The following is a 21,700-nucleotide window of genomic DNA, read 5'->3' as shown; positions in this document are numbered from 1 at the left end:
GGACTACTCCTAGTGTTTGCACTAGGACTTCCGATGTTCGTCTCAACCTCGCAAGACGGCCCTCACCGGGAGCTTACGCCGGATCGAGACCTTCCAGTCCACCTTGACCGTGTCGACAAGCTTGCGCTTGCGGGCAGGCCTCAGAGCTTTTTTGACAGCACGTCCTGAAGCATGGCCTTGTCCAGCGACAGGTCCGCCACGATCCGCTTGAGCTTGGCATTCTCCTCCTCGAGCTGGCGGAGCCGCTTCATCTCCGACGGCATAAGGCCGGCGTATTTTTTGCGCCAGTTGTAAAACGTCGCATCCGAAATTCCTGCCTTGCGGCAGACCTCGCCGATCGGCGTTCCGTCCTCTGCCTGCTTCAACACGAACGCGATCTGTGCTTCCGAAAACTTCGAGGCCTTCATCGAATTCTCCTCTTCTTCCCCGCGGGGATCATAAGTGGAAAATTCCAGTTCCAAATGGCCTAATTTAACGGGGGCACGTCAATTTGCGTGCGCTATCTCTGATCAGACAGATAAGGTATCAATGCTATCCACATATTGTTAGTATCAACATCTCCGGGGACCTCGAACACCGCCATACGATCTGCAGTCCCCTTTGGCTTAATATATTTTTCAATTACTTTGTAATATGGCCTATCAAAGTAATCATCGAAGAGGATTAGGCACCCTTTCTTTGCAAAAATAAGTGTTGAAAAAAAGCATGCAACACGAAATCTACCATCTATAAGTACAGTGTCGGGATTCTTTCCAAGTTTACGCAACTCTATCCATACTTGGATGGGGTACTCATACCATCTCTTCCAGTTGCTTTCGTCGCTAGCAAACCCCCATTCATGGGATGGTCCTAAGTCACAATGAAGAAAGTGTGAAGCAGTTGTGCTCGAATACTGATGGACTGCTTTTTTCACGGACCACAACCATATCCAGTCGCTCTCCACACCGAAAATGGCAGGCACGCCTGTCTCACAAGCCATTACGGTAGAACCACCAGTGCCATACTCAAGATAGCAATCTGAGGATACCAAGGCCTCCCTCAAAACCTCTCTTGCGGAAGCAGGCATTGAGGGTACATTTGGAATAATTAACGAATTGACATTATACAAAATATCCGGAGGTAAATTAAATGCGGACGCTGAAGCGACTTTCACATCGTATTCCTCCAGAAACACTGAAATACTACCGATTAAATCAACATCTACAGGAATATCCAAAATGAGAAAACTGAGAGAAAATCCAGCCTGCAACTCCGCTCCAGGAAAATGACGAGCAACATCCGGCCGCTCGTTTCTTGTTATTGAAACTCTCTCTATCTCATAATTACCGATATATACCTTGAATTTTCCGACTGAAGACAAAGTTGGAGTAAGGGCCCATCCGTGAAGAAAAGCTGTACCCCGTCTAATTTCCAGCTTATCTAGGACACCGCGTGCCTGCTCCTTGCTATCTGATGACGGAAGATCTTTGTCTAAATGCAGAAAACGGCTATCCAAGCCAGCTTCAGCCAATCGCAGCCGAATAGATTCGAGCTCACGTTTGGTAGCCGCGATGAAATCAGGTCGCATCCTATCAGCAATCTCATTCCTATCGTGCTGACGGAAGAAGGTAAGATCTCTGGGGTTCTGACTTGTCATCGCCCTTCCCCGGGCGACTTTCTTTTTAAGAAATTCCGCCTGTGATTTAATCACATAGTGCTGCAACCTCAATAAACTCCAGTCTATATCCGAACTATTCCCGGAGTTGCCGGGTTTATCAAATACAAGTGGTTCGCCGGACGGATGAACCAATCTATAGCCCGGTTGCAGCTTAAACCCATGCGGATGATTTTCATTAGAAAGATAAGCCTTACACCTCAATACCGTTTTGTAATGCTTGTTTATCGCACAATCTTTCTCGGCTCTATTCGTAAATCTCTCTATAACCAAACCACTACCGGCATCGTTGCGCCCAGACGAACCATAAATAGCCCAGTTGATCGCCAGAGCCCCAACATCGTCATCAAGATTGGCTAGAACAGTCTCAAGTCCCCTCGAACTATCTACAGGTACAATAAACTCATCTGCGTCGATGAAAGCCAGCCATTCAAACTCGTCCTTAAACTTTTCGATGATTTCTATGTATGCCGGAAGCTGTGGCGCCTGACCAGGAGGAGTACGATATTCTATTCTTTTAATTAAGCCAATTTCATCTAGAGCTTTAAGCAATTCGGATGATCCGTCATCGCTTACATTATCGGCGATAATGAAACCGCTAATGCCCAAAGAACGATGAAACGCCACCCACTCCAGAATGTAAGGTGCTTCATTTTTCATTATTGCGGCGATACCCAACATTCTCTGCTGATTATCCGTCACTTCATTCTCCTCAGCAAACAGTTGGCATTAACTAAAATCACTAGATAGGCCGTTTAATATTGAATCCGAATGCCGATGGCACCTTAACTACCTTGCCTACGCCTTTAGTCGCTACCATTGAAAACACTCTTTCGAAGGCGTGAGCTAATGTTCCATCGACCTGGCCTAGGTCAACGCCAAAATCATCAACGGAAAGCCCACAATCTATGACTGGCGTTAACGCCTGAAAACGGCACCAGAACATCGTACCTGCCACAAATTCCTGTATCGGATGATCTCGCAAATCAAACATCTGCATGAGATTATTGTAGTGAATATAATTACCGGCGGTATATTCTCTATTACCCAAAGATAGGAACGAAGTTTCGGGCGCCGAAAAAGCGGCATCGTCATCCGGAAAAAATTTATCTTCCAGGAATCTCAATGCATCTGGCGAAAGCAATCCCGTCACCAGATCTTGCCGCCATTGCGCACCATCAACCCTATGCGTAGATTTTTTTGTATGAATCTTGCAGATATGACTATAGTTTTCATCTTTTATATTTCGGCATAAATATATAAATGGATACACATCCCTTCCTACATTTTCTACCAAGAAAATCTTTCTTGGTTTAATTACCTCTACTATATACCTAACTTGATGTATGCCTAAAGTGGGTGGGACACTCACAATAATGTCCGCATCAATTATATTTTTTGCCTGATCACATACACATGAAAATTCGTCTACCAGATCGTAGTAAAACAAATGGAGAAGAATAGCCTTTTTCTTGGGCGACTCCGCGTTGCTGTTGAAATGATCGCAGAAAGAGGATATCTCGCTTGTATCGATGCCGAGCTCGCGAACCACGCTACGGAGTGCCGTGAGATATCCGTAGCCGTGCCGTCGATCTGGTTCTAGATACGCTCCTTCTGCCCATTCATTCCAAGCATTGATAAACACAAATCTCGCTTCATTGTCCTCTTGTCGTAAAGCCTTTTCGCACGCTTTACTAAACCACCGCCGAAATAAAGTCGGATTGGAGCCGACCATAACGTCGCCTCTTCCGGGTTTGCGAGCCTCAGTATCCCAGCCTACCAAAACTCCTGGATGTATTGGCAAGCCGTCTTCTTCGTCAGGCCGATCATAGGCGGCTTCGGCAAATTTCACCGCATCGGGATAGGAAAAAGCATGGGTTCCATGACCCGCGTGAAACCACGCCAGTGAACCATCAATATGCGGCACCCGAATATTGTGCGGAGGGAATTCATAGAGGGCATCAAGACCACTAACAGACAGGTCTTTGTTGCCGAAAGCGTTTGCCGCGACGATATAAAGACCTTGAAAACCAGCTTCCCGCGCGAGGTCTTGCCACATAAGACTTGTTTTCTCAAATTCGGGAATCAAATCCGGTCTGTAAATGAGCAAAACAGGTTTACCTGCAACTTTAATATACCGCTCGTCCTCAAAATAACGCACCCAATCCCGAAATACCGCTCTCGAATCCTCGTCGCTATGCTTCTGAGCGATAAGTACGTCCGCTTCCAAGCCATCCCAACGCCTGGTCCAATTTTCATTCGCCCAGCAAATACAAAAGTCTACATCTAGAGACTTTTCATCGCAAAACATGTCCAGCGGACCCTGCAGGAGACGCTTGCCATCGAACCAATAATAATAAAAGCAGAACGCATCCAGACCGTATATATTAGCAAGCTCAACTTGGCGCCGCATGGTATCAATGCAACGCAGATCATAGAACCCCAACTCCCCTGGAAGCCGCGGTTGATAATGTCCCACAAATCTTGCCACCCCCTTGGAAACATTAGTCCATTCAGTAAAACCTCGTCCCCACCACTTATCATTTTCCGCAATCGGATGCATCTGCGGCAGATAAAAAGCTATACTTTTTATTTTACTGTCGATTTTCCCGATCGGGTCCGTAGCAAATCCGGCATACTCGTAATAATATCGGCCATCTTTGGCGGCATATTCGCGAGATCCGTACTCGGATAGATACATATTGAGCTTGCTTTTTTCTTCCATATATTCTTTATAGTAATTCTTATCAGGCACATCACCTTGATGCATGACGTCCTTCGCAAAAATGGGATCTCTTTTATTTGACGCCCTCCAACGAGAAGGGAAGAGCTTCGAGAAGGCACTTATGGCATCTCTTAGATTCATTTGAAACGCAGAAATAAGCGCAATATCCTGAATCGAAAACTTGCATACACTCTCTGCTGGATCCAATCTCAGGAACCGAACTCCTTTCCTCGCGGTAAAATGAAATACCCACCTATCTTTATTGATCAAAGTGCCGCGAATCTTTGAATCGCTTGCCTCCGATATGCCTTTTCCGGAATCCACATAGAGCACAGGATCGACAATTTCCCCCTCTATTATTTTCATATCTAGGAAAAGATAGTATGATCCCGCCTTAAGTTTAAGCCCTTTATTTTGATGCCTAGACATGAGCTGCATTTGCGGATCATGGTTTATTGACTCGTAAGCATCAGCATCGAGAATATTTATATTTTCAATGACTTTAAGCTTTGGTTTCATAAATACGTTTCCCCAACAGTACCTACCGGTAGCGAGATAGAAAATTGCCCTTGAGCGATGCGCACAGGATTTTGAATCCCTGGTGACGTTACGGCGTTGCCACGAATTTTGATGCCTCCAGAATTCCCGCTTCAGCTGACAATAATCGATTATCGCCGACAAAGTTAACCGACCCGATTTGTTCTTCGAACAAATCGGTAGGAACGTTTCCATGCAATAGCCCGCGAGCATCACCAGATCTGCAAGGAGCGAATGGTATCATATTTGGAATCGACATCCGCCCAAAATACATGCTTTTACATCCTATGACATTCAATTGGGCTTCGCGTTAAACACGAGAGCGCGTCGGATGCAACTCCGATTATCAATTCCAACCAGCTATCTCAAGATGATACGTCTACTAATTAGTCGCCCCTTAAAATCTGTGTTAGTAAAAGCACCGCTTGTGGCCGCGCCGGATTGGCGGGATACGCGAGCACAATCCTGCGAGCGTCTCTGGGCGGGCGTGGAGAGGCTGGTGTCCGAACTAGGCACGGCGGCTGCGCCGATCGTGCGGCTGGTCTGATCCGGAATTGTCGCGGCTGAAGCCGTGCCCGCCTGGACCTATTATCTGCAGCGGGACATGTCGCTCTACCGTCGGCAGCAATCGATAAAACTGCGGCAACAGCAGCCTTACCGCCCTCCCTCCATGTCAAAGGCGGGCTCCTCGGCCTGGGCGCGATCGGGACTGCCGCTGCGGGTCGGCTCGGCTGGATGAAGGGCGGGGCCTCGCTCATCAATTTCGCGCGACCGGATTGTCGCCGCCCCCGCGCTTTTGGCGCATCCGGACGCGGGGCGCCTTAGCCATGCCGGGCTCGATGTGTTCGACCAGGAGCCACTGTCCGAAGCTTCACTCCTGTGGGATCATCCGGACATTACCGTCCTGCCGCATATTTCCGCGCCAACCGACCTGCAATCGGCAAGCTGGATTGTTGCCGACAATATCAAGTCCTACCGCCAGACAAACTCGATCCCGCATACCATCGATATCGGCAGGGCCTATTGAGCATATTGCGTCACGCGGGTGGCGAGATCTCACCATCTGCTGCCGGCTATAGCGTGCGGCTTACGTGCCGACAGTCAATCGCGCTTGCAGCGACTTGAAATGCGCGATCATGCGGCTCGAATCCGCCTGGCGGCCGGTGAACAGCTCAAAGGCGCCGACGGCCTGGAAAACAGCCATGCCGCCGCCATCCAATACCCGGCAACCCTTACTTTTGGCGGCTTTCACGAGCTCAGTCTCAAGCGGGAAATAGACGATATCAGCGACCCAGAAGCGCGCATCGATCAGCGCTTCGTCGAGCGGCAATCCGGGATGGCCGAGCATGCCGGTCGGGGTGGCGTGAACCAGCCCTGTCGCCTCCCGCAGCGCAGCGGGCAGATCATTGCCCGCGACGAAGACGCAATGTGGATGTGCCGATTGAATTTGCGCAATCAGCGCGCGGACCTTCACCTGATCGAGATCATAGATCTCGATGGATTTTGCGCCCATGCCGGCAACAGCGTGTGCGACGGCAACGCCCGCCCCACCCGCGCCAAGCTGGACGACCCGGTCGACAGAGGCGCCCGGCAGGCCACGGCGAAAGCTTTCGGCAAAGCCCCACCAGTCGGTATTGTGTCCGAACCGGCGCCCGTTGCGAAAGACGACCGTATTGATAGAGCGCAGCACCGCGGCGTCCGCGGACAGCTCGTCCACGAGCGCCACCGCGGCCTGCTTGCAGGGATGCGTGATGTTGAGCCCGGCAAAGCCGCTTTTCTCGGCGTCCGCGATGAGCCTGGGGAGGTCCGACACCGCGCAGCCGAGTTCCTGCAGGTCGATGAGGTCGTAGCTATAGTCCAGCCCCAGATGCGCGCCTTCCTGCATATGCATGGCCGGCGAAAGCGACCCGCCGATACCCGCTCCGATGAGGCCAACACGCAGCACCTGCGGTGCGATCAGTATTTCCGACACGACTATCCTCCTACTCACTCCCAGACATCATCAATAAAATGATGATGTCAAGAAATGTACGAACTAGTTCGTATTGTCAATGCAGGACACATCAAAGTGAGTGCACTACCAAGGAGAAAAGACGTTTTACTCGCTGGTTTCGGGCGTCTTTAAAAAAGCGATGATGGCATCGCAAATCATTGATTTATGGCGATTTTTTGTGTCTTCCTCGGAAAGGTCACGATTGAAAATCGCGCCGAACGTATAGCGGTTGGAAACGCGAAAGAAGCATTGGGCGCTGATCATCATATGGAGATCGATAGGATCGACCTTCCGCAGGAAGCTGCCGTCCTCATAGCCGCGCCGCAATATATCGGAGATGATGTCGATGACGACGATGTTCATCTCGGACAGAACGCTCGAGCGTTTCATATTCTCGGCGCGGTGGATGTTTTCGACGCTGACAAGCCTGACGAAATCAGGGTTCTGATCGTCATGATCGAAGGTGCTTTCGATCAGTTTCCGCATTGCCTGCACGGGCGGCATGTTTTGCAGATCGAGCGCGCCTTCCAGGCTGCGGATCTTGGTATAGGCCTGCTCCAGCACGGCAAGGTAGAGCCCTTCCTTGCCGCCGAAATAGTAGTAGATCATTCGCTTCGAGGTCTTCGTGCGCTCGGCGATCTCGTCGACGCGCGCGCCGGCAAATCCCGAGGCAACGAACTCCTCAGACGCTATGCGAAGAATGTTTTCCTTGGTGGCATCAGGATCGTTCTTTCTCGATCGGCTTTCAATTTTCACCGATTGGGTCTTGCGCATGCTGAACTCGCCTCAAGGGGTGGAATCGAACCGTTCTCACGAGTATCCCCACCATTGGCAACCAGTCAAATAAGGCATGTCCGAGCCGGCGCCGTCATCGCGATGATAACGGCGCCGGCAGTTCTGTCGTCAGATGGATTGCTTACCCGCCGGTGCCGGCAAGTCCAGCTTCTTCTGCCTGCCAAGCTGCGCCATCGGGATCTTGAAGGTCTCCGATGCCGTGGCGGCGGAAATCGCCGCGATCACCGCCGTGATGGAGGTAAAGGCTGCAACCGGCACCCAGCCGGTCGGGCCTGTGCCCAGCAGGGCGGCACTAATGGTCGGCGCGAAGCCGCCAAGAGCGAAGCCGATCTGCGTGCCGATCGCCATGCCCGACAGGCGCACGCGCGTATCGAACATTTCACCGTAGAGCGCCGGCCATACGCCGTTCGAGGCGCTATAGATGATGCCCGACAACAGGATGCCGAGGACAAAGATCAGCGTCAGGTCGCCCTGGCTGATCGCCCAGATATAAGGCCAGATCAGAACGGCGCAACCCAGGGCACCGAAGATGAAGACCGGCTTGCGGCCGATCCGGTCCGCCAGCATCGCCCAGAGCGGAATTGCCACCAGCGCGGCAACATTCGCAAGGACGAGGACCGTCAGCATCAGCGACCGGTCGATATGCATGGTGTTGACTGCATAGGACAGCGTGAAGACACTGAAGATCGTGCTGACAACGGAGATCAGCGCGGCGAAGACGATACGAACCACATCCGCCCAGTAATTGCTGAACAGCGTTATCAGCGGCAAGCCTTCCACCTCGCCCTTCTTGGCTTCCTCAACGAAAACAGGCGTTTCCGCGAGCGTCCGGCGCACCCAGAATCCGACGAAAACGACGACGACGCTCAAGAAGAACGGGATGCGCCACCCCCATGACAGAAGGTCTTCTTCCGACAGTCTGGAGATCGGTATGAACACCAAGGTCGCAAGAATAAGGCCGCTTTGCGTACCACTGAGAGTGAAGCTGGTGAAAAATGCTCGTCGATGCTCGGGCGCGTGTTCGAGCGTCATCGAGTTTGCCCCAGCCTGCTCTCCGGCAGCCGAAATCCCCTGCAGCAATCGCGCGAAGACGAGCAGGATCGGAGCGAGGACGCCGACATGATCGTAAGTTGGCAAACACCCGATGATGAAGGTCGAAAAACCCATCAACAGCAAAGTGAAGGTCAAAACCTTCTTACGGCCGAACTTGTCGCCGACGTGACCCAGGACGACCGCGCCGAGCGGACGCGTAATATAGGCGACGCCGAAAGTCGCGAACGACGCCATGGCGGCGGCTTGCGGGTCTGCGGACGAAAAGAAGATCTTCGGAAAGATCAGGGCCGCCGCGGTACCGTAAATAAAAAAGTCGTAATATTCCACCGCACTGCCCAGCCAGCTTGCAAGCGCAGCGCGCTTCGGTGTCCTTATTCCCGTTGATGTCTGCATGACGTCTCCTCCCAATGGACTATTGGATAAACCGCCGCACCAAGCCAGCCGACGGCGAATGGAAGGAAAGATTATGGCGCCGGCCCTCAACGCCCGACCAGCCAAACGTCAACTCCTCCCAAGCTCCCGCGGCAATAATGTACGAACTAGTTCGTATTGTAAACTCTCATTTTAAGCCGGCCGTCGAGCGCTACGGAGCAGCCTGTAGAATAGAGCTTCAAATGCATCCAGAAGTGTAGTATTTAGATCGTAAAATTTTATCATAGGATGCAGATCGGCGTCTGCACTCCGGCGAAGATGTCGGACTTCGGTTTCCGTGTTCATACGTGTGGCCCTATTTTCCGCCGATCTTCAGCAGTACGCCGAGCCGTTTTTCGCCAATAGACGTTTGCTGCCGAACCGTTCTTGCGCAGCGACTTGCCTGGAACGGTTCTTGCTTAGTTACCAATGTTCTAACGATTCGGAGACCATGCGTTATGAAATGGCACACTTCGCATCAGTTTCCCGCGCTGAGGCTCGTCGTGCGTGGTAGAGAAAAATACAGGATCATCAAATCGGTCCGAGATGCGGCAGTGACGCTGATTTCGGACTGGCCGAGTGATGATGGTGAAGAATATGTCGTGGCAGTCAGAACTTGCCTGGACGCCTTGCACAATGTCGTCCCTCCGGAAGCGGTCAGGGAAGCCCTGATCCGTGCCGCCAACGAGGAGAGGATTTCTCATATTTCGGTTGTTGCCTCGGCTTATCCGGAATAGCACCCTGTCATTCCGCCTCTCGGAAAAGAGGCGGCGTGGAATTTTGTCATTGCAGCCACACCGCCTTTGATCAGAGAACTTTTCTTTCGATCGCGCTCTTTTGGAATGCTGTTCCTCTCAAACCCCATAAATCCATATATTTTGTGGGGTATAAACACGGAGAGAACATTCCATGACAGAACAAGACAGATCCGGCTTCGGCCGTCGGGAGATCCTGAAGCTCGCGGCCGTTACCGGTGCGACCTTTGCTGGAGCAGGCCTTTTTGCCAGCCAGGCGGCAGCAGCCGACGATAGCCTGTCGCTGAAGGGCAAGCGCATCGCCATCAGCGCGACCGGCACCGACCACTATTTCGACCTTCAGGCCTATAATGCCCAGATCGCTGAGGTCAAACGCCTTGGTGGCGAGCCGATCGCCGTCGATGCCGGCCGTAATGACGGCAAGCTGGTTTCGCAGTTGCAGACGCTCATCGCCCAGAAGCCCGATGCGATCGTACAGATCCTTGGCACGCTCAGCGTCATCGACCCCTGGCTGAAGAAGGCCCGCGATGCCGGTATTCCGGTGCTGACCGTGGATGTCGGCTCGACCAATTCGATCAACAACACGACCTCGGACAATTGGGGCATCGGCAAGGATCTCGCCCTGCAGCTCGTGTCCGACATCGGCAGCGAAGGCAATATCATCGTCTTCAACGGCTTTTACGGCGTCACGCCCTGCGCGATCCGCTACGACCAGCTCGTCAACGTCATCAAGTATTTCCCGAAGGTGAAGATCATCCAGCCGGAACTGCGCGACGTGATCCCGAACACCGTCCAGGATGCCTTCACCCAGGTCACGGCGCTCCTGAACAAATATCCGGAGAAGGGCTCGATCAAGGCGATCTGGTCCGCCTGGGACATCCCACAGCTTGGCGCGACGCAGGCGATTGCTGCCGCCGGCCGCACCGAAATCCGCACCTATGGTGTCGATGGAAGCCCGGAGGTTCTGCAACTGGTCGCCGATCCGAATTCGCCGGCAGGCGCAGACGCGGCTCAGCAGCCGGCCGAAATCGGCCGCACCGCGATCCGCAATGTCGCCAAGCTTCTGGCCGGTCAGACCTTGCCGCGCGAGACCTATGTGCCCGCACTTCTGGCCAACAAGGCCAACGTCGCCGAAGTCGTCAAGAAACTCGGCATCGGCTGACTTAGCCGTTGGCGAGGCGACCTTCCGCCTCGCCGAACCTCCATCGGAGCCTCCCAATGACGGCATCTTCGCCTTCGGCGCCACCACAGTCGGATGATCATGTCATTCGCTTCGACAAGGTCGTGAAACATTTCGGCGGCGCGCAGGCGCTGGCCGGCGCCTCGCTTGCAGTGCGCCGCGGCACCGTCCACGGGCTTGTCGGCCAGAACGGCGCCGGCAAATCGACATTGATCAAGCTGCTCGCCGGCCTGCATAGGCCGGATGAAGGCCGGATCGAAGTCGAGGGGCAATCTTTCGATCACCTGACGCCGCATCTCGCCGAAGCACTCGGCATCCATTTCATTCATCAGGACCGGTTGCTGGTGCCGACCTTCACCGTTGGGGAAGCGCTCTTCCTCGGCCGCGAGCCGCGCATCGGCCGTACGCCCTTTCTCGATCGCCGTCGCATGCAGCGGCGCGCGGGCGATCTGCTCGCCAACTATTTCGGCGTCAACCTGCCGAACAAGGCCCTGATCAGCGAGCTGTCCACGGCCGAAAAGCAGATCGTGCAGATCACCCGCGCTCTTCTCAATCAGCCGAAGGTTCTGGTTTTCGACGAGCCGACGGCGGCGCTGATCCGGCGCGAGGCCGATATCCTCTTCCGGCTAATCCGGCGCCTGCGCGACGAAGGCGTAACCATCATCTACATCTCGCACTATCTTAACGAGATCGAAGAACTGTGCGACCATGTGACCGTCATGCGCAACGGTCTCGACGTTGCAACCCTGCCGATTGCCGAGACATCGGCCGGGGCCATCGCCCGCCTGATGGTCGAGCGCGACATCGCCGACATGTTCCCGAAGCGCCAGATCGAACTTGGCGAGGAAATCCTCAAGGTCGACGGGCTGACGGCACAGAACCGCTTCATTGATATCAATTTCACCCTTCGTCGCGGCGAGGTGCTCGGCATCACCGGCTTGCTCGGCTCCGGCGCCAAGGATCTCGTCCGAACGCTCTTCGGCCTGGAGAAGGCCTCCTCCGGCCATATCGAGGTTGCCGGCAAACCGGCACGCAGCGTCAGCCCGACGGAGGCTGTGGAACGGCAGATCGCTCTGGTGCCAGAAGACAGGCGTGGCCATGGCGTCGCGCTGGATCTGAGCGTCTCCGAAAACATCATCCTATCAAGCCTTGCCCGCTACACGCGCCTCGGCTTCCTCGATCGCAAGCGTGAGCGCCGCGATACCGACGATCTTATCAAGCGCCTTCAGATCAAGGCAGAGGGACGTGAAGCGTTGGTACGCACGCTCTCCGGCGGCAACCAGCAGAAGGTGGCGATCGCCAAATGGCTGAGCCGCCACTCTGAAATCTATCTGCTCGACGAGCCGACCGTCGGCGTCGACATCGGCTCCAAGGTGGAGATCTACACGCTGATCGGCGAACTCGCCGCCCGCGGCGCGGGTATCATCGTATTGTCCTCGGACCTGCCCGAACTGATCGGCATTACCGATCGTATTCTCGTGCTCTTCCGCGGCCGCGTGACCCGCGAATTCGTCTCGTCGGAAACCACAACGGATGAGGTACTGGCGGAATCGTCCGGCGCCTCGGGAGGACTGCGCCATGTCGGCTGACATTCAATACGCTCCCATCACCGGTTTTGAAGCAGCGAAGACGACAGGCCGGACAGGCGGCAATATCGCCGCGGCCGCTCTGCGCTTCGGCTCGCTGATCACCTTTGCCCTGATCCTTGTCGTCTTCTCGCTGACGGCGCCCTATTTCCTCAGCATCGGCAATATCGGCAATGTGCTCGGCCAGTCCGCCATTTCGGGCGTGCTGGCGATCGGGCTGACCATCGTGCTGATTGCCGGCGGCGCCAATGTCGTTACCGGCGGCATCGATCTGTCGCTCGCCGCCAACATGGGCCTCAGCGCCGCCGTCTATGCGACGCTGACGCAGCTCGGTTATGGCGATGCCGTGGCGATTGCCGGTACGCTGGCGACCGGCCTTGCGATCGGTGCCGTCAATGCCGCTGCCGTCGTGCTCGCCGGCATCGTGCCGCTGCTCGCCACGCTTGCGGTCATGAATATCGTGGCCGGTCTGGAACTGGTGCTGACCCAGAATACTGTCCTGCCGGCGTCTACCGATTTGCTGACGCTGCTATCAGCCTCCGACAGTTTCGGCATTCCGATCCTTGCCTATGTGCTCCTCGGCTTCACGGCAATCGTGACAGCAATCGTGCAATATACGCCGCTGGGCCTCCGGCTTTATGCCGTGGGAGAGTTTCCGGATGCGGCGCGTGCCGCCGGCCTGCCGCTCAAGCGCCTGCTTGCCGGCGCCTTCCTTGCCAGCGGCCTCTGCGGCGGCATCGCGGGCATTCTTTCGGTCTCCTATCTCAGCGGCAGCACCACCGGTTCCGGCGAAATGCTGTTGCCCGTCGTTGCCGCCGCCCTGCTCGGCTCGGTCTTCTCACGACGGCTGGTTCCGACGATTGGCGGAGCGCTGCTCTCCACCCTACTCGTCGGCTTCCTCGTCAACGGTTTCCAGCTGTTGAATCTGCCGAGCACACTGGTGAACGGCATTCAGGGTCTTCTCATCCTGATCGTCGTTTCGGCAACGACCTTGCTGCGCAAACGGGAGATCTGACCATGTCGCTTTCGAATTCCGCCGCCCCATCACTCGGTTGGCCGCGTCGCGCGGTCACCGTGCTGGCGCGGTATGGCTTGATCCTGGCGCTGCTGTTCGTCTTTGCGATCTTCTCGGTCGCGACGCCGACCTTCTTGACGCCTGGCAATCTGCAAAGCATCCTCGTGAACAACTTCACGCTGCTTGCCATCGTCTCCATCGCCATGACCTTTGCCGTCTCTTCCGGCGGGATAGATCTTTCGGTCGGAACGGCAGTGGATTTTGCAAGCTTCGCCTTCGTCTCGCTGGTGCTTGCCGGCCAGCCGGTAGCGCTTGCGGTGCTGGCGGGACTGGCGGCTGGCGCCGCTGTCGGCACCTTCAACGCCGTCCTGATCTCGGGTATCGGCGTGTCACCGTTCCTGGCAACACTCGGCACGCTTTTCATCGGCCGCAGCGTCCAGCAACTGCTGACAAACGGCGGCAATCCCGTCTATCTGCCGCCAACCGGCGTGCCGGAAGCGTTCCGCTTTCTCGGCCATGGTGCGATTGCCGGTATTCCCGTGCCGCTGGCCATCGCGATTATCATCATTGCCGCCGCCGCCACGCTCTTTGCTCGTACCCGCTTCGGCCGTGTGGTGCTGTCGATCGGCATCCAGCCAAGCGTCGTGCGTTATTCCGGCATCAGGCTTCGCGGCCACGTTGCCGTGACCTTCATCCTTGTCGGCCTGATCGCCGCCATTGCCGGCCTGATCCTGACGGCAACGGTCACGGTCTATATCCCCTTCTCAGGCAACGCCTTTCTCCTGAACGCCATCGGAGCGACCTTCATCGGGACGACCCTTTCGCCGCTTGGCCGGCCGAATGTGGCAGGAACCGTGCTCGGTGTGCTTCTGCTCAGCATTGTCGCCAACGGCCTGCTTCTGACGGGTTTGAATTTCTACTGGCAGCAGGTCGGCACCGGCGTATTGATCTTTGCCGTGCTCGCCCTTAGCTTCGTCAACAGGAAGACCGGCGGCGCGTAAATAGCCGCCGCCCCATGCCTGCCTGCCCCAAAACTCCTGACATTGGCCAGAATCTTAATGACTTCCGCCTAGTCTGGTTCCGGTTAAATCACCGGAGATATTCATGCTGCGTTTTCTATCGACATCCATCGTGCGCCAGGTCGTTGCGATCACCCTCGGTTTGCTCGCCGTCAGCACGGCCGCAATCGTTGCGGTGACCTACTACAACCTTAGCCGGGATGTGATGGACAGCGCGGTGGCCGACGCCCGGGATGCAAGCCGCGCGATGGCGATCCTTTACGCTGCTGGCGACGACGGCGCGAAGATCGCGCTCAAGGATACGGAGCTTGCCTCCGTCACCGAGGAGAAAATTCCAGCCTTCAGCGATCATGACCTTGTCGATCGGGCAGCGCAGTCGATCGCGGGCGTGGCAACGATCTTCGAGAAGCAGGACAGCGACTATGTGCGCGTGTCCACCAATGTGAAGAAGCAGGATGGCAGCCGTGCCGTCGGCACGAAGCTTGCCGCCGATCATCCCGCTCAGCCCGTGCTTGCCAAGGGCGAGGCCTATTATGGCCCGGCCCAGCTTTTCGGCCGCAATTTCATGACCGGCTACTTCCCCGTCAAGAATGCCGCCGGCGCCAATATCGGCATTCTCTTCATCGGCATTCCGATGGAGGTCTATTACGCGCGGCTGAACAATCTGCAGCTTCTCGTCCTGACCGCTGGGGGCGCCGTGATGGCGTTCGTCGGTCTCTTCGCCTTCTTTGCGATCCGCCGTTCGATAAGACCGCTGCAAGCCCTGACGACGACGGTTCACACGATCTCCGCCGGCAATCTTGGCGGCAGCATTCCCTGCGTCGAGAAGAAGAATGAATTTGGCGAGATCGGCCGCGCATTGGAAGCCTTCCGCGACAGCGCCCGCGCGCGCCTCGATCTGGAAACCCAGGCCGCCGACCAGCGTGCCCTTGCCGAAGCCGAACGCAGCCGCAACGACACCGACAAGCGCGCGCTCGACGGTCAGATCGAATTTGCGGTCAACCAGATCGCGATCGGCCTAGGCCGTCTGGCACAAGGAGATGTATCCCAGACGATTGAAACCCCGTTCGTCGGTCGCCTCGAGCAGCTTCGCATCGATTTCAACGCCTCGCTCGTTCGCCTGCAGGACACCCTGTCCCGCATCCGCAACAGCGCGACGACGATCCAGAACAACAGCAACGCGATGCGGTCTTCGGCCGGCGAACTCTCCAAACGCACGGAGGCGCAAGCGGCCAATCTGGAAGAGACCGCCGCCGCCGTTGAGGAAATCACCGTCACGGTCCGCTCTTCGGCCGAACGCGCCCGCGAGGCGAACAATGCCGTGGCGCTCACCAAGAAAACGGCCGACAGCTCTGATGCAGTCGTCGGCGATGCCGTCGCCGCCATGAACCGTATCGAACAGGCATCTCGACAGATCGAACAGATTATCGAAGTGATTGACGATATCGCCTTCCAGACGAACCTTCTGGCGCTGAACGCCGGCATCGAGGCTGCCCGCGCCGGAGATGCAGGCAAGGGCTTTGCCGTCGTTGCGCAGGAAGTGCGCGAGCTGGCGCAGCGCTCCGCTGTGGCCGCGCGCGAGATCAAGGGCCTCATCGAAAAGTCGACACAGGAAGTCACCGCCGGCTCCGAACTGGTGCAGAAAACCGGCGGCATGCTTGCCTCCATCAGCCAGGAAATTGTCGCGATCAGCAAGCACGTCGAGACCATCGCGACAGGCAGCCGGGATCAGGCAACCGCCCTGCAGGAAGTCAACGGCACCGTCAATGCGATGGATCAGATGACCCAGAAGAACGCAGCGATGGTCGAAGAAACGACACAAGCCAGCCGCGGACTGGCCGAGGAAGCCGATATTCTAATGAACCTGCTGCAACAGTTCCGCATTGAAGGTGCTGCGCAAGACGACCGTCGGGCAAAGCGGGCGGCCTGACCCGCACAGGCAGGATTTCGCCTGAATAATCGCTAAATAATTCGACAGCGGAAATTTTCGGCAAATGGTCAACTCGTCTCATCGAAACAAGCTCGATGGAGACGACAATGACCACGACTGCTATCCGTGTATCCTTCCGCCGGACTGAACGAAAAATCTACCCGGCATTACGATGGCTGTTAGCCATCGTAATGCGGATTGCCGCGATACTAAAGGCGCGAAGCAATCGCAATGCCCTGCTTGAACTGTCCGACGACCAGTTGAAGGACATAGGCCTGTCGCGCGGCCAAGCCTATAGTCATGAGCATATCTACACGCGCTACAGATAATTGTGCTAAGAAGGTGGCGAGCCGAGAGGCTCGCCAGCGGCCGATGTTGGAATATGCCATGTCAGGTTTTTCAATCGACCTTCTGCTCGGGACGAAGACCGTCACGATAAGGGATGTCATCTGCGATGGGGCATGCCGGCATAAGAGTGCCGAGGAATGCGCGCGCTCGACCAGTCTCGTCTACCCCTATCGCGGTGTCTTCATGCGCCACGTCGGACGCAAGGATGTCGTGGCCGAGGCAAACCAGGTGCTGTTTTTCAATCGGGAGCAGGAGTACCGGATCAGCCACCCGATCGAGGGTGGCGATGCCTGTATTGATGTCTCGATCGACGAGACCTTGCTCGACGAACTGGCTCCGAAAGATCAGGCGCAGACGGCGGACGCATTGATCTTTCGCCGCCAGCGCCGGCGGATCGATCCACGCGCACAGGCGCTGGTTGCCCTGCTGCGGCACAGCCTCAAACGCGGCGTTGCCGAAACGCTGGAGGCGGAAACGCTCGCCCTGACTCTGGTGCGACGTTCGCTTGGCGAGCGCACTTCGCATGCTGCCGGCGCGACGACCGGACGGCAGAAGCTCGTCGATCGGGCGAAACTCGTATTGTCTTCCGATCTCGCCCGCCGATGGACCCTGGCTGACATCGCCCATGATGTTGGCGTCTCCCCGGTTTACCTTACCCAGGTCTTCCAGCAGGTCGAAGGCATTCCGCTCTATCGCTACCAGCTGCGTCTGAGGCTGGCGCGAGCGCTCGACCTGCTTGGCGAATATGATGATCTGACCGCCCTTGGCCTGGATCTCGGCTTTTCAAGCCACAGCCATTTCAGCGCCGCCTTTAAGCAGGCCTATGACCGCACACCGGCCGAGTTCCAGCGGCTTGCCCATTTGCGGGCGCGATAGATCGCTAAAGAATCCGACAGCGGCAGCGCCGGCAAGATGGTTTCCTCACAGCATCCCCGATGCTGGGGATATCAAAAGGAGGAACTGACATGTCTCAACGTACCTGTGCTGCCTGCGACTGTGAACTCGATGCCGAAGCGATCAAGGTCAAGCTCGGCGGCAAGACCGTCGAGGTCTGCTGCGAGGAATGCGCCCGGGCGCTCAACGAAGCGGAAGCGGCGATAACGGCAACCACAGACGGCAAAAGCTGAAAATCATCCGCCGCGACATTCCCTCTGTCGCGGCGGATTAAATTTAAAGCTCCAATTCAGGTGAGCCTATTTGCTGGCACAGATGGCGTAGCGATGCTGCGCGGCGCGCTCCAGCCCTTTCAGGAAATCAAAGTTCTTGCGCTGAGTCCTGTGGATAGCAGCCATGTCGGTGTCTACGACCACGGACGAAAAACCTGCAGCCTTCAGAAGATCGGCCACCGCTTCGGCACGCGCGCCATCGGAAAAATAGACGCGAGAGAGAATGCTGCGGTGGGTTTCGGCAAGTGCTGCGCCCGGCCCATTCTGCGGCCGGGTATTTTGACCACGGAGACGCGCAAGAAGAGCAGCAAGCCTGCCGGTGATCTTTGCGACGAAAGTCGTGTTGACGAAGTCACCGTCTATGACCAGCAGCCTCCCGCCCGGCTTCAACACACGATGCCATTCCTTGAAGGCGGCCAGCGGATCGACCAGGGTCCAGACCAGGTGCCGGTTGATGATCACATCATAGGCACCGTCCGGCTCCATGGTGTTTTCGGCATCTCCCATCAGGAAGCGGATCGACCGGCCGCGCGTCTTCGCTTTGGAGCGCGCCCGATTCAGCATCGGCTCCGCCCAATCCATGCCCGTCACCCTGTAGCCGAGATCGTCGAGCAAGTGGGAGACGACCGCCGTGCCGCAAGCAAGGTCGAGAGCCGCCCGGCCTGCACCTTCCCCCAGATGGCGCCGCAGCAGCGCATGCCATGCTGCACGTTCCTCCTCCGAGAAGATCTCATGGCCCGGCTGGCTGTCGAAGGTCTCGGCCCGGATCGACCAATAGGCCTTTATCTCGTCGCGCAAATCGTGGTTGGAGCGCAGGTTAAGTGTCTGCATTTCCTATTTCTTTCCAAGAGAACAACCAAGCGTAGAAAGCTTCTAAAAGATAATTCTTGACTGTAAAAGTCATAAAAACATAAATCGCGTCCGAATTTATCGCTCAGGAGAGGCAAGTGTTCAACGTCAACAAGGTGGCTTCTGTCGCCACACTCGTGTTCGCCCTTTTATCCGGTATGGCTATCGCCGGTGAAAAGGTCACGGTCAAGGATATTACAGGCCGCGACGTCCAGGTCAGCGTTCCCGTGGAGCGCGTCATTCTCGGCGAAGGACGGCAGATCTACTTCACCGCCGCTCTCGACACCGAGGCGCCGTTCAAGCGGATCATCGGCTGGCGGGACGATTTCCAGAAGGCCGATCTCGACGGCTACAACGCCTATCTGGAAAAATACCCGGAGATGAAGAAGATCCCGACCTTCGGCGGCATGAAGGACGGCACCTTCGACATCGAGCAGGCTGTGACGCTGAAGCCTGATGTCATCATCATGAACATCGACGCCAAGTCGGCGACGGAAGAGAGCGGCTATATCGAGAAGCTTGCGAAAGTGGGCATTCCTCTCGTCTATGTCGACTTCCGCGAAAAGGCGATGGAAAACACCACGCCGTCCATGCGCCTGATCGGCAAGCTGTTCGGCAAGGAGGCACGCGCCGAGGAATTCGTGAAATTCCATGACGAGCAGCTCGCCCGCGTCACCGACGTACTTGCCAAGGCCGGCGACATCAAGAAGCCAATGGTCTTCATCGAGCGCGCCGGCGGCTACAGCGACGATTGCTGCATGTCCTTCGGCAACGAGAATTTCGGCCGGATGGTCGAAATGGCCGGCGGTATCAATCTCGCCAAGAATATCATTCCCGGCACGTTCGGCACGGTCAATCCGGAGCAGATCATCGCGTCCAACCCGGATCAGGTGATCGTTACCGGAGCGAACTGGGAACTTTATGTTCCCGGCGGCGACTGGGTCGGCGTCGGTCCCGGCGCGGACAAGGCCCTGGCCACTTCGAAGCTGGAGAAGCTGATGCATCGCCCGGCCTTTACCGGCATCACCGCAGTCAAGACCGGCAATGTCCACGCCATCTGGCATCAGTTCTACAACAATCCCTATCAGTTCGTCGCCATCCAGCAGATCGCCAAGTGGCTGCATCCGGACCTGTTCAAGGATCTCGATCCGGAAGCGACATTCAAGGAGTTGCACGAGCGCTTCCTGCCGGTCGAATACCGCTCCGGTTATTTCGTATCGCTGAACGCAAGCCTTTGATCCGACAAACCGGCGGGCGACTTCTCGCCCGCCGGTTTGGTTTGATCTGCCCAACAGACATATCGATACCTGCCAGAGCCGCGGAATCCAGCGCCGGCTGTTGTCGGCTTCCAATGGCTTGGAGCCGATCGAACAATCCACAGAAGAAACAGCACCCGAGAGCGTACGCCCGGCTCCTATAAGCTACGCACAAGTTTGCTTGTGCATCAGTAGCTCGTTGGGAATTGCTAGATCGAAAATGTGCGGATGCCGATAGCGCCATGATGGCGTTAATCTGTCGTGTTCAATCTTGAACTCATGCGTTGCGGGGGCACGCGTGAGTATCAAAGCAGGAACGCGAAGAATGCTGGGTCTACAGCATTCGGCAAGTCCATCCGCTCATATCGGCATCAAAGATCGTGCTGCCGCAGATCAGCGGCCCGACGCGATGGCAATATGTTCATAACGAGTAAGCGTAAGAAACCGGAGTCATTTCAACGCTCGCATCCGGAGGCCCCCATGACGAGCATTACGTCAATTAGTTCAAATAGTTACTATCAATCTCTGCGATCGCGTTCTGCAGCGTCGTCAACGGACGATGCCCTTTCTTCCGTCCTGAGTGGCGGATCGTCCAGCAAGGATTCATCCTCGTCTTCCTCTTCCGACGATCAGTCTCTGGCGACGACGGCGCAGCAGTTGGCCGCGCAGCTGATGTCCATGATGCTCAATCTGCAGTCTGGCAGCAGCGACGATGATTCGAGCTCAAGCTCGGATACCGCATCCAGCAGCAGCACATCGAGTACGCAAGCTGCTTCCAGCACCAGCGATCAGACCAATATGATCAAGGCGATGGATACGAATGGCGACGGCAGCATCAGCGAAGCGGAGTTCGTCGCAGCTCGTCCGTCCGACGTAAGCGAGGACCAGGCAACGAACCTGTTTGCAAGCTTCGATACTGAGAACACCGGATCGCTCACGGAATCGCAACTGGCAACCGCCATGCAGGCAGGCCAGCAATCGGGCCAGCAGCCGCCACCACCTCCGGCTGGCGGACCGCCGAGCGACGATCAGCTGTCCAGCATGTTCTCCGACATGGATACGGATGGTGACGGTAGTGTCAGCGAGGCGGAATTCGTCGCCGCCCGCCCGTCTGACGTGAGCGAGGATCAGGCAACGTCCCTGTTCGAGAGCCTCGACACGTCCAGCTCGGGATCGCTGACGCAAAGTCAGTTCGAGACGGCGATGAAGGCGCAACAACCGCCGCAGCCGTCCGACTTTGGCAGCCTCTATGCCTCGAACGACCAGGTCGATACGACAAGCGAATTGCTTGCCCTCTGATGAACGGCGGCAACAATCGTTCGTTCCTGATGATATAAAATGGGCGGCGGCTTGGGTAGGAGATGTTGGGGCCTCTGCCCAAGCCTGCCGTCCATTTTCGAGCATCATTCCCGGGATAGCCGGTTTCGC

Annotated in this window: 18 protein-coding genes and 1 pseudogene; 12 read left to right on the top strand and 7 right to left on the bottom strand. The window is 56.2% G+C overall.

All coding sequences use genetic code 11. The features are described 5' to 3' along the window. Positions 1–75: 75 nt before the first annotated feature. The 3 genes and pseudogenes from AC1RO0_RS16820 to AC1RO0_RS16810 all read right to left on the bottom strand — a co-directional run. A pseudogene (locus tag AC1RO0_RS16820) lies at positions 76–407 on the bottom strand (transposase); the annotation flags it as partial. Positions 408–499: 92 nt separating this feature from the next. Further along, a complete protein-coding gene (locus tag AC1RO0_RS16815; protein WP_498594019.1) occupies positions 500–2,356 on the bottom strand; it encodes a glycosyltransferase family 2 protein in 1,857 nt (618 codons plus the stop codon). A 40-nt stretch (positions 2,357–2,396) separates the two neighbouring features. Continuing rightward, positions 2,397–4,898, bottom strand: coding sequence for a glycoside hydrolase family 99-like domain-containing protein (locus AC1RO0_RS16810; protein ID WP_498594018.1), 2,502 nt, complete (start codon positions 4,896–4,898; stop codon positions 2,397–2,399). Between the two features lie 778 nt (positions 4,899–5,676). Between AC1RO0_RS16810 and AC1RO0_RS16805 the strand changes: the two genes are divergently transcribed. Next, positions 5,677–5,943 (top strand): NAD(P)-dependent oxidoreductase, encoded by a 267-nt coding sequence (locus AC1RO0_RS16805; protein WP_498594043.1) that lies wholly within the window; start codon positions 5,677–5,679, stop codon positions 5,941–5,943. A gap of 60 nt (positions 5,944–6,003) precedes the next feature. Here the strand turns inward: AC1RO0_RS16805 and AC1RO0_RS16800 are convergent, their stop codons facing one another. The 3 genes from AC1RO0_RS16800 to AC1RO0_RS16790 form a co-directional block, all read right to left on the bottom strand. After that, positions 6,004–6,807: a shikimate dehydrogenase gene (locus AC1RO0_RS16800; protein ID WP_498594042.1), complete on the bottom strand. Its 804-nt coding sequence runs from the start codon at positions 6,805–6,807 to the stop codon at positions 6,004–6,006. 207 nt (positions 6,808–7,014) lie between these two features. After that, entirely contained in the window at positions 7,015–7,683 is a 669-nt protein-coding gene (locus tag AC1RO0_RS16795; RefSeq protein WP_498594017.1) for a TetR/AcrR family transcriptional regulator, read from the bottom strand. A gap of 129 nt (positions 7,684–7,812) precedes the next feature. After that, positions 7,813–9,150, bottom strand: a complete 1,338-nt coding sequence (locus AC1RO0_RS16790; RefSeq protein WP_498594016.1) for an MFS transporter — start codon at positions 9,148–9,150, stop codon at positions 7,813–7,815. A gap of 476 nt (positions 9,151–9,626) precedes the next feature. Between AC1RO0_RS16790 and AC1RO0_RS16785 the strand changes: the two genes are divergently transcribed. The 9 genes from AC1RO0_RS16785 (at position 9,627) to AC1RO0_RS16745 (ending at position 18,128) form a co-directional block, all read left to right on the top strand. Then, positions 9,627–9,905 (top strand): DUF982 domain-containing protein, encoded by a 279-nt coding sequence (locus tag AC1RO0_RS16785; RefSeq protein WP_498594015.1) that lies wholly within the window; start codon positions 9,627–9,629, stop codon positions 9,903–9,905. A 172-nt stretch (positions 9,906–10,077) separates the two neighbouring features. Beyond that, positions 10,078–11,085, top strand: coding sequence for a sugar ABC transporter substrate-binding protein (locus AC1RO0_RS16780; RefSeq protein WP_498594014.1), 1,008 nt, complete (start codon positions 10,078–10,080; stop codon positions 11,083–11,085). Between the two features lie 56 nt (positions 11,086–11,141). Further along, on the top strand, positions 11,142–12,692 hold the full coding sequence (locus tag AC1RO0_RS16775; protein ID WP_498594013.1) for a sugar ABC transporter ATP-binding protein: 1,551 nt from the start codon (positions 11,142–11,144) through the stop codon (positions 12,690–12,692). Next, a complete protein-coding gene (locus tag AC1RO0_RS16770; RefSeq protein ID WP_498594012.1) occupies positions 12,682–13,704 on the top strand; it encodes an ABC transporter permease in 1,023 nt (340 codons plus the stop codon). Before AC1RO0_RS16775 ends, AC1RO0_RS16770 begins: the two co-directional genes overlap by 11 nt. A gap of 2 nt (positions 13,705–13,706) precedes the next feature. Continuing rightward, the gene (locus tag AC1RO0_RS16765; RefSeq protein ID WP_498594011.1) at positions 13,707–14,705 is read left to right on the top strand and encodes an ABC transporter permease; all 999 of its coding nucleotides are present in this window, start codon (positions 13,707–13,709) and stop codon (positions 14,703–14,705) included. A gap of 103 nt (positions 14,706–14,808) precedes the next feature. Further along, positions 14,809–16,653, top strand: coding sequence for a methyl-accepting chemotaxis protein (locus tag AC1RO0_RS16760; RefSeq protein ID WP_498594010.1), 1,845 nt, complete (start codon positions 14,809–14,811; stop codon positions 16,651–16,653). A gap of 107 nt (positions 16,654–16,760) precedes the next feature. Further along, positions 16,761–16,982 carry a DUF1127 domain-containing protein gene (locus AC1RO0_RS16755; RefSeq protein WP_498594009.1) on the top strand — a complete coding sequence of 74 codons (222 nt, stop codon included), beginning with the start codon at positions 16,761–16,763 and terminating at the stop codon, positions 16,980–16,982. Between the two features lie 58 nt (positions 16,983–17,040). After that, the gene (locus tag AC1RO0_RS16750; RefSeq protein ID WP_498594008.1) at positions 17,041–17,877 is read left to right on the top strand and encodes a helix-turn-helix transcriptional regulator; all 837 of its coding nucleotides are present in this window, start codon (positions 17,041–17,043) and stop codon (positions 17,875–17,877) included. An 89-nt stretch (positions 17,878–17,966) separates the two neighbouring features. Beyond that, positions 17,967–18,128 carry a hypothetical protein gene (locus AC1RO0_RS16745; protein WP_498594007.1) on the top strand — a complete coding sequence of 54 codons (162 nt, stop codon included), beginning with the start codon at positions 17,967–17,969 and terminating at the stop codon, positions 18,126–18,128. Between the two features lie 66 nt (positions 18,129–18,194). Here the strand turns inward: AC1RO0_RS16745 and AC1RO0_RS16740 are convergent, their stop codons facing one another. Then, complete coding sequence (locus AC1RO0_RS16740) at positions 18,195–18,998, bottom strand: class I SAM-dependent methyltransferase (protein WP_498594006.1); 804 nt, start codon at positions 18,996–18,998, stop codon at positions 18,195–18,197. 176 nt (positions 18,999–19,174) lie between these two features. Between AC1RO0_RS16740 and AC1RO0_RS16735 the strand changes: the two genes are divergently transcribed. After that, positions 19,175–20,254, top strand: coding sequence for an ABC transporter substrate-binding protein (locus AC1RO0_RS16735; RefSeq protein WP_498594041.1), 1,080 nt, complete (start codon positions 19,175–19,177; stop codon positions 20,252–20,254). 696 nt (positions 20,255–20,950) lie between these two features. Next, the gene (locus AC1RO0_RS16730; protein WP_498594005.1) at positions 20,951–21,571 is read left to right on the top strand and encodes an EF-hand domain-containing protein; all 621 of its coding nucleotides are present in this window, start codon (positions 20,951–20,953) and stop codon (positions 21,569–21,571) included. The last annotated feature ends 129 nt before the right edge of the window (positions 21,572–21,700 follow it).

The organism is Rhizobium sp. GW821-FHT14E12, from assembly GCF_058803745.1.
This window is presented reverse-complemented; position numbering and strand designations above follow the sequence as displayed.